The following is a 13,655-nucleotide window of genomic DNA, read 5'->3' on the forward strand; positions in this document are numbered from 1 at the left end:
TACTCGGCCGCGTACCCAAGCGGTGAGCCGTACATCTTCGTTCATGCCCGAACGCTAACCGGCCAATTGCTTTCGGAGCACTTCTCGCCGAAACGCGATGGCGTACAGTCCCCTCGCAATAGCTTCACTCGATCGGGTGCGGGTCAGGGTGTGGAACGGGCGGGGCGCGGAGGCCTTCGGGGTCGTCGGGGAACCTGAGGTAACCCTCAGAAGCCGAAGTCCTGGGTCCACCAGGGGCCGCCGGAACCGAAGTGGACGCCGACGCCGAGCGTCTTGTAGTCGCAGTTGAGAATGTTCGCGCGGTGGCCTTCGCTGTTCATCCAGGCCTCCATCACGGCCTCGGCGTCGGCCTGGCCGCGGGCGATGTTCTCGCCGCCGAGACCCGAGACCCCGGCCTTCGCGGCACGGTCCCACGGGGACTGTCCGTCCGGGTCGGTGTGGTCGAAGAACCCGCGGGCCGCCATGTCGTCGCTGAAGCTCTGGGCGAGCGAGGCCAGCGAGGAGCTCGCGGTCACCGGGCTGCAGCCGACCTTGGAACGCTCCTGGTTGACCAGGGCGAGCACGGCGGCCTGGGCCGAGGTGGCGGCGGCCGGTGCGGTGGTCTTGCGGGCGGCAGGCGCGGAGGCCGAGGCCTTGGCCGTCGGCTTGGCCGGGCTCGACGAGGCGGAAGCCGGCGCCGAGCTCCTGGTGGGTCCGGCGGAGGGGGTCTTGGAGGCGGAGCGCCGCGCCTGCTCCGTGGCGGTGGCCGCCGCTTCCTTCGTCTTCGTCTTCGTCGGCTCGGACGTCTTCGAGGGGGACGCGGACGGCGTGCCGGCCTTGGAGGAGGCCGACTTCGTGGGGGCCTGGGGGCGCTCGGTGCCGCGGCTCGCGGGGATCGAGGCGGAACCGCGGTCGGTGGGTGCCGTCGTGGAGCCGCCCTGGGTCAGCAGGTCCGGGACCCCTTCGGAGCGCACCTGGTCGGCGGCCGGGCCGCCGCTCACGTGGTAGCTGTCGCCGCCGGGCAGCAGGCCGGAGGCCACCGCCACCGCTCCGACGGCCATGGCCGCGGAGACGCCGATCAGTCCCGTACGTACCGGCAGGCCGGACCGCTTCCTGCGACGGGCCCCCCGGTTCTGGCCTGCGGTTCCCTCCGTGGTCCGTTCAGCGGCGGGAGCTGCGGCGGAGCGTCGATGGCGTCCCATCTGCTGTGCCCTTCTGACGATCTGGACGCCGTTGTCGGCGCACCCTGACTCACCCGATCGAGTGAAGCTATTGCGAGGGGACTGTACGCCATCGCGTTTCGGCGAGAAGTGCTCCGAAAGCAATTGGCCGGTTAGCGTTCGGGCATGAACGAAGATGTACGGCTCACCGCTTGGGTACGCGGCCGAGTACAGCAAGTAGGGTTCCGCTGGTTCACCAGGGCAAACGCTTTGGAGATCGGTGGCCTCACCGGATTCGCCCTCAATCTCGACGACGGCAGAGTGCAGGTTGTGGCGGAAGGGCCGCGTGAGAATTGCCACCGTCTGCTGGATTGGCTGCGCTCGGACGACACACCCGGCCGCGTTGACGGAGTCACTGAGATCTGGGACACGCCGCGGGGCGGATATGAGGGATTCGCGATCCGCTGATCCGGCCTCTTGGAGGGGGAGGGGCACGGCTCGTGTTCGGGCCGTGTTCGAGGCGCGGCGGGGGGTGACGAGGAAGGGCGCGGTCATGCGTACACATGAAATGACCTGCGGAATGACCCGGTGGTTGCCAAGATTCGGTTGCCATGCCAGGCTGCGGCAGGAAGGATGATCCACGCGCCCCTGAGGGCCCCGCTGGAGAGTCGCGCCGCATGATCGTCAAGCCGCGCGCCCCCGGGACGCCCGCCTCTACAGGGTGTGATCGTGTTGACCGTCAAACTTTTTGGTGAGACGCTGAAATCCCCGCGCACCTCAGCTGTTCGGCAGAGCTGTTTGGCAGCAGAACAGCAGTGACACAGAGCACTGCCGAGCACCGCGGGTGCGATTCCCTCACGACCCACACCGCATCGGTCGGTCACTCAGTGTGGAGGACCATCCATCATGGCAAAGGCGCTTCTCGGTTACGTCGGCGGTTCCGATCCGCGACTCCTCGCCGAGATGCGACGGCTTCAGCAGCGCGTCCAGGATCTTGAGTCCGAGCTCGTACGGATTCAGGATGAAAACGACGCGCTCAACGCCGCCGCCCAGCACCAAGAGTCGCTGCTCGACAGCATCGACATCGACGTACCTCAGGCGGAGCCGGCGCTGACCTGACCTTCGGCCCTCAGGGGCCGGTCGGGCCGCACGCGTCAGCCGCACGGGATCATCGCCGGATCGTCACCGGATCATTGAAGATCAATTGCTTTTGATCTGCTTCCTTCATGTGCCTCGTCACTGATCCGGGCACGCACGCCTTCATCGGGTGCGGATCCGACGACGCTGCACGAGATCCAGCAGCATTGCACAAGATTTGCAGGGGACGCTTCGGCGTCCCTTCTTTCTTTTCCCCTCCGAACCGCGCCCGTCCCGCCCCGGACGTACACCCCTTCCCTTACCGTCTGATGTGCCCTGCACCTTCATCAGCGAAACCGAGAGTGAAAGGTAGAGTCCGGCGGCGTGCATCTCAAGGCCCTGACCCTGCGTGGTTTCAAATCGTTCGCCTCCGCCACCACCCTGCGGTTCGAACCGGGGATCACGTGTGTGGTCGGCCCCAACGGGTCGGGCAAGTCCAATGTGGTGGACGCGCTCTCCTGGGTCATGGGGGAGCAGGGTGCCAAATCCCTGCGTGGCGGCAAGATGGAAGACGTGATCTTCGCCGGCACCACCGGGCGGCCGCCGCTCGGCCGGGCGGAAGTATCGCTGACCATCGACAATTCCGACGGCGCACTGCCCATCGAGTACGCCGAAGTGACGATCACCCGGATCATGTTCCGCAACGGCGGCAGCGAATACCAGATCAACGGCGACACCTGCCGGCTGCTCGACATCCAGGAACTCCTCTCCGACTCCGGTATCGGCCGGGAGATGCATGTCATCGTCGGCCAGGGCCAGCTGGACTCCGTGCTCCACGCGGACCCGATGGGACGCCGCGCCTTCATCGAGGAGGCCGCCGGCGTCCTCAAGCACCGCAAGCGCAAGGAGAAGGCGCTGCGGAAGCTGGACGCGATGGGGGCGAACCTGGCCCGGGTGCAGGACCTCACCGACGAACTGCGGCGGCAACTGAAACCGCTGGGCCGCCAGGCCGCGGTGGCCCGCCGGGCCGCCGTGATCCAGGCCGACCTGCGCGACGCCCGGCTGCGCCTCCTCGCCGACGACCTGGTCCGCCTGCACACCGCTCTGCGCAGTGAGATCGCCGACGAGGCGGCGCTGAAGCAGCGCCGCGAGGCGGCCGAGGCGGAACTGAAGGCGGCGCTCGGACGCGAGGCCGAACTGGAGGGCGAGGTACGGCGGCTGACGCCCCGGCTCCAGCGGGCCCAGCAGACCTGGTACGAACTGTCGCAGCTGGCCGAGCGCGTACGCGGCACCGTCTCGCTCGCCGACGCCCGGGTGAAGAGCGCCACCGCGCCGCCCGAGGAGGAACGACGCGGACGCGACCCCGAGGACATGGAGCGCGAGGCAGCCCGGATCCGCGAGCAGGAGGCGGAGCTGACCGCGGCGCTGGAGGCGGCGGAGCACGCGCTGGAGGACACCGCGTCCCACCGGGCCGAACTGGAACGGGAACTCGCGGCCGAGGAACGCAGGCTCAAGGACGCGGCCCGCGCGCTCGCCGACCGCCGTGAAGGCCTTGCCCGGCTGAACGGACAGGTCAACGCGGCCCGCAGCCGGGCCGGTTCGGCGCAGTCGGAGATCGACCGGCTGGCCGCCTCGCGCGACGAGGCGCGGGAGCGGGCGGCCCGGGCCCAGGAGGAGTACGAGCAGCTGAAGGCCGAGGTCGACGGCCTGGACGCCGGGGACACGGAGCTCGGCGAGCGGCACGAGGCGGCCCGACGCGAACTGAAGGAGGCGGAGGGCGCGCTGTCCGCGGCCCGGGACGACCTCACCGGCGCCGAACGCGAGCGCGCCGCGGTCGCGGCCCGCCACGACGCACTGGCCCTCGGGCTGCGCCGCAAGGACGGCACGGGTGCGCTGCTCGGCGCCCGGGACCGGCTGACGGGGCTGCTCGGACCGGCGGCGGAACTGCTCACGGTGGCCCCGGGACACGAGATCGCGGTGGCCGCTGCGCTGGGCGCGGCTGCGGACGCGGTCGCGGTGACGGACGCGGCCACGGCGGCGGAGGCGATCCGGCTGCTCCGCAAGCAGGACGCGGGACGCGCGTCCCTTCTGCTCGGCGGCGGAGGCGCGAGCCCGGGCAGCGTCGTCCCCGGCGGCTCGCACTCCGTGGGACACGTACCCGGTCAGCATCCGGGCGCCGCCCATGTCCCCGGGCAGAGCGCGGAGCCCGTACCGCGCCCGCCGGAGGTCGCCGCACCCCGCGCCCCTCGCGGAGCGGCGGAGGCGGAGGCGGAGGGAGCCTGGAGTCCGGCCGAGGCGCAGGGGTCCGGGACGCCGGCCGAGGCGCAGGGGTCCGGGACGCCGGCCGAGGCGTACGCGCAGGGGTCCGGGCGTCCGGCCGAGACCGAGGCGGTGGAAGCCGGGCGTTCGCTCGCCGTGGCTCTCACCGGCCGGGGTGCCCCCGCCGTCGCCGATCTCGTCAGCGGTCCCGTCGAACTGATGGCCGCGGTCCGCAGAATGGTGCGGGACATGGTGGTCGTCGGGACGCTGGAGGACGCCGAGGATCTGGTCGCCGCCCATCCGGAGCTGACGGCGGTGACCGGCGAGGGAGATGTGCTCGCGGCGCACTTCGCGCACGGCGGCTCGGCGGGGGCGCCCAGCCTCCTGGAGGTCCAGGCGTCCGTGGACGAGGCCGCGGCGGAGCTCGCCGAACTCGCCGTGCGGTGCGCGGAGCTGGCCGGGACGCAGCGGAACGCGGCACAGCGGCGCGGTGACTGCGCGGCGCTCGTCGAGGAGCTGGGGGAGCGCCGCCGGGCCGCGGAGCGGGAGAAGTCCGGGGTGGCCCAGCAGCTGGGCCGGCTGGCCGGACAGGCCCGCGGCGCCGCCGGGGAGGCCGAGCGGATGACCGCGTCCGCCGCCCGCGCCCAGGAGGCCCTGGAGCGGGCGACCCAGGAGGCCGAGGAACTGGCCGAGCGGCTGCTGGTGGCCGAGGAGGCGGCGCAGGACGGTGCGGACGAGGAACCCGACACCGCCGTGCGCGACCGGCTGGCCGCCGACGGTGCGAACGCCCGCCAGACCGAGATGGAGGCCCGGCTCCAGGTCCGTACGCACGAGGAACGGGTCAAGGCCCTCGCCGGCCGCGCCGACTCCCTCGACCGGGGGGCCCGTGCCGAACGTGAGGCCCGCGCCCGCGTCGAGCAGCGCCGGGCCCGGCTGCGCCACGAGGCCGCGGTGGCCTCGGCCGTCGCGTCCGGTGCCCGTCAGCTGCTCGCCCACGTCGAGGTGTCCGTCGTACGGGCGCAGGAGGAGCGTGCCGCCGCAGAGGCGTCGAAGGCCGAGCGGGAGCGGGAGCTGGCGGCCGAACGCCACCGGGGCCGCGAGCTCAAGGGCGAGCTCGACAAGCTGACGGACTCGGTCCACCGGGGAGAGGTGCTCGGCGCCGAGAAGCGGCTGCGGATAGAGCAGCTGGAGGCGAAGGCCCTGGAGGAGCTGGGTGTGGAGCCGGCCGGTCTGGCGGCGGAGTACGGACCGGACCAGCTCGTCCCGCCGTCCCCCGCGGCCGAGGGGGAGGAGCTGCCGGAGGATCCGGAGCACCCGCGGAACCAGCCGAAGCCGTTCGTCCGGGCCGAGCAGGAGAAGCGGCTGAGGTCGGCCGAACGGGCGTATCAGCAACTCGGGAAGGTGAATCCGCTCGCTCTGGAGGAGTTCTCGGCGCTGGAGGAGCGGCACAAGTTCCTCTCCGAACAGCTGGAGGACCTGAAGAAGACCCGGGCCGATCTGATGCAGGTCATCAAGGAGGTCGACGAGCGGGTCGAGCAGGTCTTCACCGAGGCCTACCGGGATACGGCCAGGGAGTTCGAGGGCGTCTTCTCGCGTCTCTTCCCGGGGGGTGAGGGGCGGCTCGTCCTGACCGATCCGGACAACATGCTGGCGACCGGCGTGGACGTCGAGGCCAGGCCGCCGGGCAAGAAGGTCAAGCGGCTCTCCCTGCTGTCGGGCGGGGAAAGGTCGCTGACAGCTGTGGCGTTGCTGGTCTCGATCTTCAAAGCCAGGCCGAGCCCGTTCTATGTGATGGACGAGGTCGAGGCGGCGCTCGACGACACCAACCTGCAGCGGCTGATCCGGATCATGGAGGAGCTCCAGGAGAGCTCGCAGCTGATCGTGATCACGCACCAGAAGCGGACGATGGAGGTCGCCGACGCGCTGTACGGCGTCTCGATGCAGGGTGACGGCGTGTCCAAGGTGATCAGCCAGCGACTGCGCTGAGCCTTTACTTAATCTTCAAGACTTCAACGTACCTTTTGCGTGCTCCTGGGTAGATGTCAGGCCAGGTTGGAATCTTGACTTCATAACTTGAACGCATAGTCTCTGCAACGTCGTTTTTACCTTCAAGTGGTGGCAGGCGTGAAGTTATGCGCCACTGAGAAGAGCTCACCCCCCACGCCTGACGTTGCGGCCAGGCCCCAGGAGTTCACGTGACCAGCACATCGCAGGGACCAGAGTCCGGAGCCCGGGCGGCCCATCCGGAACACATCGGCCATGTCATCTTCATCACGGCTGCTGCTGCGATGGGTGGCTTCCTCTTCGGCTACGACAGTTCCGTCATCAACGGCGCCGTCGAAGCGATCCGCGACCGGTACGACATCGGTTCCGGAACGCTCGCCCAGGTCATCGCCATCGCCCTGATCGGCTGTGCGATCGGCGCCGCCACGGCGGGCCGGATCGCGGACCGCATCGGGCGCATCCGCTGCATGCAGATCGCCTAGGAGTTCACGTGACCAGCACATCGCAGGGACCAGAGTCCGGAGCCCGGGCGGCCCATCCGGAACACATCGGCCATGTCATCTTCATCACGGCTGCTGCTGCGATGGGTGGCTTCCTCTTCGGCTACGACAGTTCCGTCATCAACGGCGCCGTCGAAGCGATCCGCGACCGGTACGACATCGGTTCCGGAACGCTCGCCCAGGTCATCGCCATCGCCCTGATCGGCTGTGCGATCGGCGCCGCCACGGCGGGCCGGATCGCGGACCGCATCGGGCGCATCCGCTGCATGCAGATCGCCTCGGTGCTCTTCACCATCAGCGCCGTGGGCTCCGCGCTCCCGTTCGCGCTCTGGGACCTGGCGATGTGGCGCATCATCGGCGGCTTCGCCATCGGGATGGCGTCGGTGATCGGCCCGGCCTACATCGCCGAGGTCTCGCCGCCCGCCTACCGCGGCCGGCTCGGCTCCTTCCAGCAGGCKGCGATCGTCATCGGCATCGCCATCTCCCAGTTGGTCAACTACGGCATCCTGCAGATCGCCGACGGTGACCAGMGGGGCAAGATCGGCGGCCTGGAAGCCTGGCAGTGGATGCTCGGCGTGATGGTCGTCCCCGCGGTGCTCTACGGGCTGCTCTCGTTCGCCATCCCGGAGTCGCCCCGGTTCCTGATCTCCGTCGGSAAGAAGGACCGGGCCCGGAAGATCCTCGWAGAGGTCGAGGGYACGAACATCGACCTCGACGCCCGCGTCACCGAGATCGAGACGGCGATGCGCCGCGAGCACAAGTCGAGCTTCAGGGACCTGCTCGGCAGCCGCTTCGGCTTCCTGCCCATCGTCTGGGTCGGTATCGGGCTGTCGGTGTTCCAGCAGCTCGTCGGYATCAACGTGGCSTTCTACTACTCCGCGACGCTGTGGCAGTCCGTCGGTATCGACCCGACCGACTCGTTCTTCTACTCGTTCACGACCTCGATCATCAACATCATCGGTACGGTGATCGCGATGGTCCTGGTGGACCGGGTGGGCCGCCGCCCGCTGGCCCTCGTCGGCTCCTGCGGTATGGCCGTCGCCCTCGCCTTCGAGGCCTGGGCGTTCTCCGCCGACCTGGTCGACGGCAAGCTGCCGGACACCCAGGGCCTGGTGGCACTGATCGCCGCGCACGTCTTCGTGCTGTTCTTCGCCCTCTCGTGGGGCGTCGTGGTCTGGGTCTTCCTCGGCGAGATGTTCCCGAACCGGATCCGCGCCGCCGCGCTCGGCGTCGCCGCCTCCGCGCAGTGGATCGCCAACTGGGCGATCACCGCGAGCTTCCCGAGCCTCGCCGACTGGAACCTCTCGGGGACGTACATCATCTACGCCTGCTTCGCCACGCTCTCGATCCCCTTCGTCATCAAGTTCGTGAAGGAGACCAAGGGCAAGGCGCTGGAGGAGATGGGCTGATCCCCACTGCCTCAACCGGCCGTCTTCCGGAGGTGGTTGCGGCGTGCCGGTGCCGTCCGGGCCGACCGGACGGCAGCGGAAGACAGGCTGCGGCCCGGCGCGCGGAGTTGCCCACTGCCTTTGCCGAGGGGGGCAGGGGCCAACTCCGCACGCTGGCGGTGGCGTTCGGAAGGAAGACCGCTTGCACATCTCGTGGAGGTTCACCTCGTGCCCGCGCGATACGCGGCTTCGTCGCCGACCGCACACTCTCGCTCTCGCCGTACCGGCCCCCGGGCACACCGAGCCACGGGAGGTGCTCCAACGTCCAGGTGACGACCTCGGTGAGCGGGGCGGCGCCGATTTCCTCCGTCGAGGTAGCGCCCCCTGACTGCCACCAGTCGGCGGGCCAGGGCCCCTGCCGCCTCGTTGCCGCGGTCCGTTCCCCCGATGGGGAGAATCGTCCCAGGCATGCTGCATGTCAGCCAAGTTGACAACGCGCTGAACCGCTCCGGATCGATGTGAGGCCCGGGTGAGGCTTCGCACTGACAGCGGTGGGTACATGCGCAAGTGTGGACGCTGGCGCATGGATATCGCTGATAGCTACGGGGATCGTCCTGCTCATCGGGGCGGGGCTCATCTGCTACGAGCATTGGGGCTCCGGCGCGAACCAGAGCCGGGAGCATGACCTCGGTCCGGACAACACCAGCGGCGGAGGCGGAGGCGGCTGACGCCCACGGTTCGGCCAAACCGCCTCAGCCCGAACCTGCCGTCGATCAGGACCGCGCTGCAGCAGAGCATCGAACAAGGGCCTGGATCTCCTCGGACTCCCCTCGTGACAGATCGGTGCCTTGGGTTCAAGCGTTGCCGCTTCAGGGTGAGTACGGCTGCAGCGATTGACGACATTCGATTCGGGCTGCACCGGGCCTCGCGGAAGATCCGCCACGACTTCAGCCGTGCGACACCACGCTCGACCGGAGCCCGTGCTGCGGACAGTACCCGGTTGACGGTCTGTGGGGTGGGCGTGGGCGTGAGGCCACGGCCCGGTGGGCGTCTGATAGGCGTCGTCACCCACGGTCCGGCTCCCATGTAGGCGGGGTCGGCCAGGACTGGAACGCCCTGACGCTCGCAGATCCGGATGATCCGGTGAGTGCGGGCCGCGGTCAGGTCGTGCGTGCGGCCGGGCGGTGCAGGCGAGATCCACAGCAGCCGCCCAACCGGGTCGGTCACCACCTGCACGTTCACGACCACACGCGGATGTGCTGAGCAGAGCGACGACCAGACTTCACCAGGGACTCCGACGGCCTGCACCACCACAATGCCGCCACGCAGGCGGCGCCAGGCGCTCCGCCATCCGCTGCGGTTCGCCACGATCGTGCTGCTGATCGTCGCCTGAGCAGCCCACCTCCCCGTCAACCCCGAGCCCTCAAGGAAGCACCGTACAGCGGCTACCTCTTCCTGGGTCTGACCGTCGTCTGCTACGCCTGCCAGGGACGTGGCTACGGCAACCGCGTCCGACGCGGCAGTGGCAGCGCCGCGTCGGGCCTGAGCCCCATCCGGCGGACGGAGGGGCGTGCCGTGCCGGCCGACGGCGTCCATGGGATGGGCCATGAGCCGGCCCTGGAAACGCAGTGGCGTGCGAACGTTGATGCATGACCGACGATGATGCGCGCACCCCGCCCAGCTCGTGTGCTCGGTCCGACGAGCGTGTGATCGGTCTGATCGCCGAACCAGGACTGGCGCTGGACGTGGCGAGAAGCGTGGCGAGCGAGCTGCCCGAGATCCTGTCCCGGTGCACAGACGACAACGGTGCGTCCGGTGCCCCGTGGCGGGTGGAGGTCGTGCGCCGCCTGCTGCCGCTGGATTCGGCGGGTGATCTGCGGCTCCTGGAGGTCGCCCGTGACTACCGCGGCGCTTCGTGGACCGCGGCAGTCGTGCTGACGGAGCTTCCCCGCCGCGCGGAGGCCCGTCCCATCCTGGCCGACTGTGCTCCGGAGCAGGGAGTGGGACTGATCTCGCTGACCGCGCTGGGAGCCTTCGGTATCCGGCGCAGGACGCGGAAGCTCCTCGTCCACCTGATCACCACCTACTTCGCTCCCGAGATGGAGCCGGCCACGGACGGTGAACGGTACGAGACCCAGCCGGGCGCGGCTCTTCCCCGCCGGTTCCACACTGTCGACGAGCGCGAGCACGACGACGCCGCGGAGGGCGACGAGCCCCTGGTGGAGACGAACGTGGAACTCGATGGTTCCGGCCTGCACTACACGCTGTCCGGCAGACGCGGCCGGGCTCAGCTGCTCGCCGGGATGGTACGTGCCAACCGCCCCTGGCGCTTGGTGCCGTCCTTGTCGCCCGCCCTGGCGGGTGCTCTGGCCGGGGCCGCCTTCGGCGTGTTCTACTCCAGCATCTGGCAGTTGGCCGACGCCTCCAGCACCGTCCGTCTGGCGCTCGTCACCGTGCTCTCCATCGCGTCCATGATCGCCTGGCTGGTGCTCAGCAACGGCTTGTGGGAGCGCCCGGCGACCTCGCGGTCGGGCCGCTTCTCCGCGCTGTACAACGCAGTGACCCTGCTGACCGTGTTCGTGGGCGTGGCGATCATGTTCCTGCTGCTGTTCACCGCGACGTTCCTGGGCGCCTGCGTTGTCATCCCGGCCGACTATCTGTCCCGCATGCTCCACCACGAGGTCGGGCTGTCCGACTACGCCACGCTGGCATGGCTGGCCGCCTGCCTCGGGACTCTCGCCGGCGCTCTCGGCTCAGGTCTGGCCGATGAGGAGGCCGTACGACGGGCCGCCTACAGTCGCCGCGAACGCGAGAGGCAGGACCGGCGCGCGGCCGCCGAGGCCCAGGAGGAGAAGAACTCGTAGAGTTCGCGCGGGGGAGCTCGGGGCATCAGCTGGCAGCAACTTGCCTGCGACCGTGCGGTGAAGGTTGCGAGGGCGGGCTTTCGAGGCCTCCGTACCGAGCCGCGCAGCGGGGTCCGGAGGGCCGCAGCAGCGGTGGAGTTCTGGCCTCAGGCCGTCAGTCTGCTCGTCCGCTCACGCGGGACGTCGCTGGTTCGTCCGGGTGGGAGCGGAGCTCTCCGAAGCCTTGACGGGTCGGGGTGGGGCCGTGCCATTCCAGGAAGAGGACGGTCGCGTCGTCCTGGAGCTGGCCCTTCTGGTAGTCCAGAACGCTGTGGATGAGGCGGCGCAGCGTTTCAGGCACCGGGAGACCCTCGGCGTTGTGGGCGAGGATGAAGTCCATGAAGCGTTCCAGGCCGAATTCTTCGCCGGCGGGGCTGCGGGCTTCGGTAATGCCGTCGGTGTAAAGGACCAGCCGGTCGCCGGGGTTCAGCTGCTCCCGGCACAGAGTGGCCCCGATCCCGAGGTCGGTGCCCAGCGGATGCGACGGCGGGCAAGGCAGCAGCCCTGTCCAGGTGCCCTCGCGGACCACGACCGGCGAATGATGAGCGTGGCTGGTCCAGGTGATTTCTCCGGTGCGCGTGTCCAGGTCGATGAGCGCCGCGGTGACGTAGCGATCGTTGCCGAGCTGCTCGATCAGGGTGCGCTCGATGAACTCGCCGGTCTCGATGAGGGTGGCGTTCTGCCGGCGGGCGTTGCGGCATGCGGCCACCGCCATGTTCGCGGTCAGCCCGGCGGCGACATCGTGCCCCATCGCGTCGAAGACGCCCAAGTGCACCACATCGTCAGCCAGTGCGTAGTCGAAGGCGTCCCCGCCCACCCCGTACGCGGGCTCAAGGGCGGCGCTGATCGTCACCTGCCCGCTGGCGAATGCCCTCGGCGGCATCAGGTTCCACTGCAGCTCGGCTGCCACCGTCATCGGCCGGGTACGGACCAGCCGTGCGTAGGAGTCGCTCTGGGTGCGGACCGAGAGGATCAGCAGGGTGACGAGGGAGGCCAGTCGTTGCAGGGTCCGCACGGTCAGCTCGCCGCTGTCGTTGTTTTCCACCCGCAGGACGCCCACACGCTCGGCTCCGTCCAGAAGGGGTGTCCACCAGCATCCCGTTTCGGCTCCCTCGCCACGCTGGGGTGTCAGACGCGTATAGGCCCGGCCGGCCGGCGTGCCGTCGATGGGCAGCTCGTCGTCCGCTCGGCCCCGGGTGCTGCCCCCGGCGTCCAGGCCGTGACCGGTCACCAGGCGCAGTACATCTTCCTGGAGATCCGCGAGGTAGATCGATGCTTCGCGTAGACCGGCGTGTGCCGCCTGTTCACGGACGACATCCGGCAGGTTCTCCAGAGACATGCCGTGACTGGCGTCGAGGAGACCCTGGAACATGCGTTCGCGGCCGCGCGTCATCATCACGCTCCTGTTTTCGCGTGACCGCCTGCATGCCGGTCGGCACTGCGCCGGCCGATCACGACGCGCGCCGACGTTCGCGGGCGGTGGTGGCTCAGGCTTCCCGGCCCTGGCCTTCGGCCTCGTCCGTGACGTGCACCGCGGCCTCCTCGGCCGACGCCGCGCCACCGTCGATACCCCTGTCCTCGGCGAGGACGTCGATGTGCCGGCCGTTCGCTTCGTCCGCCGCGTCCGAAGCAGTGAGCCGCCCGGCGCGCGCTTCGCCCTCGGCCCGCTCAAGCGGTTCGCCCTCACCTTCGGCCAGGTCACCGATCCCGTCACCGGCGGGTGGCTCGACGTCGTCGACTTCCTGTCCGAGACGCTGGTCGAGGGATTCGCCGCGGCGCTCCTCCGCCCCCGTCGTACCGTACTTGTCCACCGCCAGAGGACGTTCCGGAGGCGAGTACCCCTCTTCCATCTGGTCGTCCAGGTCACGCTCCCCGAGCGTGTTCTCCAGGTCGAGCTCATCGTCCGGGCGGTTCTGGCCCTCGTCGGCCTGCGGCTGGTACACATCGTCGCCCCGTGCCTCGGATGGCATGATTCGCTCCTCGCGTTACGGGTGTCCCGGACCTGGTCGGCCGACGCCGGTCAGCGCCCGAGAGCCTTCCTGAGCTCCGCCTTGTGCGCTCGTACTGCCGCTCGCGCTTCCCACTGGACCGAGCAGGCACGATGCGCTCCTTTCGCCGTATCCCTCCTGGTGTATCGGCCGACGCCTGAACAGTCCGCCGCTAGCAGGGACACGCACCGTGGGGGGTACCCACGGCCCGGCGGCTAAACCTGTCCGCCCTCGGCCACTGATCCGCGTACCTGTCCGCTTGGAAACGCCGTACAGGCTCAGGGACGGACCGTGGCGATGATCTGCTGCCTGTGCAGCGCGACGAGGGTGCTGCGGATCGCGATCGTCAGCCGGATGGGGCGCACCTACCGCCGCCGGCGTCAGAGACACCTGGCCC

Annotated in this window: 9 protein-coding genes and 2 pseudogenes; 7 read left to right on the forward strand and 4 right to left on the reverse strand. The window is 69.7% G+C overall.

Annotated features, from left to right (window positions below; all coding sequences use genetic code 11):
* Positions 1-206: 206 nt before the first annotated feature.
* Positions 207-1,181: a CAP domain-containing protein gene (locus EAO72_RS35010; protein WP_148021058.1), complete on the reverse strand. Its 975-nt coding sequence runs from the start codon at positions 1,179-1,181 to the stop codon at positions 207-209.
* 144 nt (positions 1,182-1,325) lie between these two features.
* Between EAO72_RS35010 and EAO72_RS35015 the strand changes: the two genes are divergently transcribed.
* The 6 genes and pseudogenes from EAO72_RS35015 to EAO72_RS42295 all read left to right on the forward strand — a co-directional run bounded on the left by EAO72_RS35015 (position 1,326) and on the right by EAO72_RS42295 (position 9,095).
* A complete protein-coding gene (locus EAO72_RS35015) occupies positions 1,326-1,607 on the forward strand; it encodes an acylphosphatase (protein WP_148021059.1) in 282 nt (93 codons plus the stop codon).
* 438 nt (positions 1,608-2,045) lie between these two features.
* Entirely contained in the window at positions 2,046-2,258 is a 213-nt protein-coding gene (locus EAO72_RS35025; protein WP_018551753.1) for a hypothetical protein, read from the forward strand.
* A gap of 342 nt (positions 2,259-2,600) precedes the next feature.
* On the forward strand, positions 2,601-6,461 hold the full coding sequence (locus EAO72_RS35030; RefSeq protein WP_148021060.1) for an AAA family ATPase: 3,861 nt from the start codon (positions 2,601-2,603) through the stop codon (positions 6,459-6,461).
* A gap of 209 nt (positions 6,462-6,670) precedes the next feature.
* Positions 6,671-6,958: pseudogene (locus tag EAO72_RS35035) on the forward strand (MFS transporter); the annotation flags it as partial.
* 11 nt (positions 6,959-6,969) lie between these two features.
* Positions 6,970-8,388 carry a sugar porter family MFS transporter gene (locus EAO72_RS35040; RefSeq protein WP_148021061.1) on the forward strand — a complete coding sequence of 473 codons (1,419 nt, stop codon included), beginning with the start codon at positions 6,970-6,972 and terminating at the stop codon, positions 8,386-8,388.
* 548 nt (positions 8,389-8,936) lie between these two features.
* Positions 8,937-9,095, forward strand: a complete 159-nt coding sequence (locus tag EAO72_RS42295; RefSeq protein ID WP_167526284.1) for an OPA3 family protein — start codon at positions 8,937-8,939, stop codon at positions 9,093-9,095.
* 130 nt (positions 9,096-9,225) lie between these two features.
* Here EAO72_RS42295 and EAO72_RS43510 read toward each other — a convergent pair.
* Positions 9,226-9,975: pseudogene (locus EAO72_RS43510) on the reverse strand (transposase family protein); the annotation flags it as partial.
* A gap of 41 nt (positions 9,976-10,016) precedes the next feature.
* On the opposite strand from EAO72_RS43510, the gene EAO72_RS43515 reads away from it, so the two are divergent.
* A complete protein-coding gene (locus EAO72_RS43515) occupies positions 10,017-11,231 on the forward strand; it encodes a hypothetical protein (protein WP_148021062.1) in 1,215 nt (404 codons plus the stop codon).
* Between the two features lie 154 nt (positions 11,232-11,385).
* Here EAO72_RS43515 and EAO72_RS35055 read toward each other — a convergent pair whose 3' ends face one another.
* Complete coding sequence (locus tag EAO72_RS35055; RefSeq protein ID WP_222724133.1) at positions 11,386-12,666, reverse strand: PP2C family protein-serine/threonine phosphatase; 1,281 nt, start codon at positions 12,664-12,666, stop codon at positions 11,386-11,388.
* Between the two features lie 91 nt (positions 12,667-12,757).
* On the reverse strand, positions 12,758-13,240 hold the full coding sequence (locus tag EAO72_RS35060; RefSeq protein ID WP_148021064.1) for a DUF5709 domain-containing protein: 483 nt from the start codon (positions 13,238-13,240) through the stop codon (positions 12,758-12,760).
* Between the last annotated feature and the right edge of the window lie 415 nt (positions 13,241-13,655).

This window comes from Streptomyces sp. OR43 (assembly GCF_008042275.1).
Taxonomy (GTDB): Bacteria; Actinomycetota; Actinomycetes; order Streptomycetales; family Streptomycetaceae; genus Streptomyces.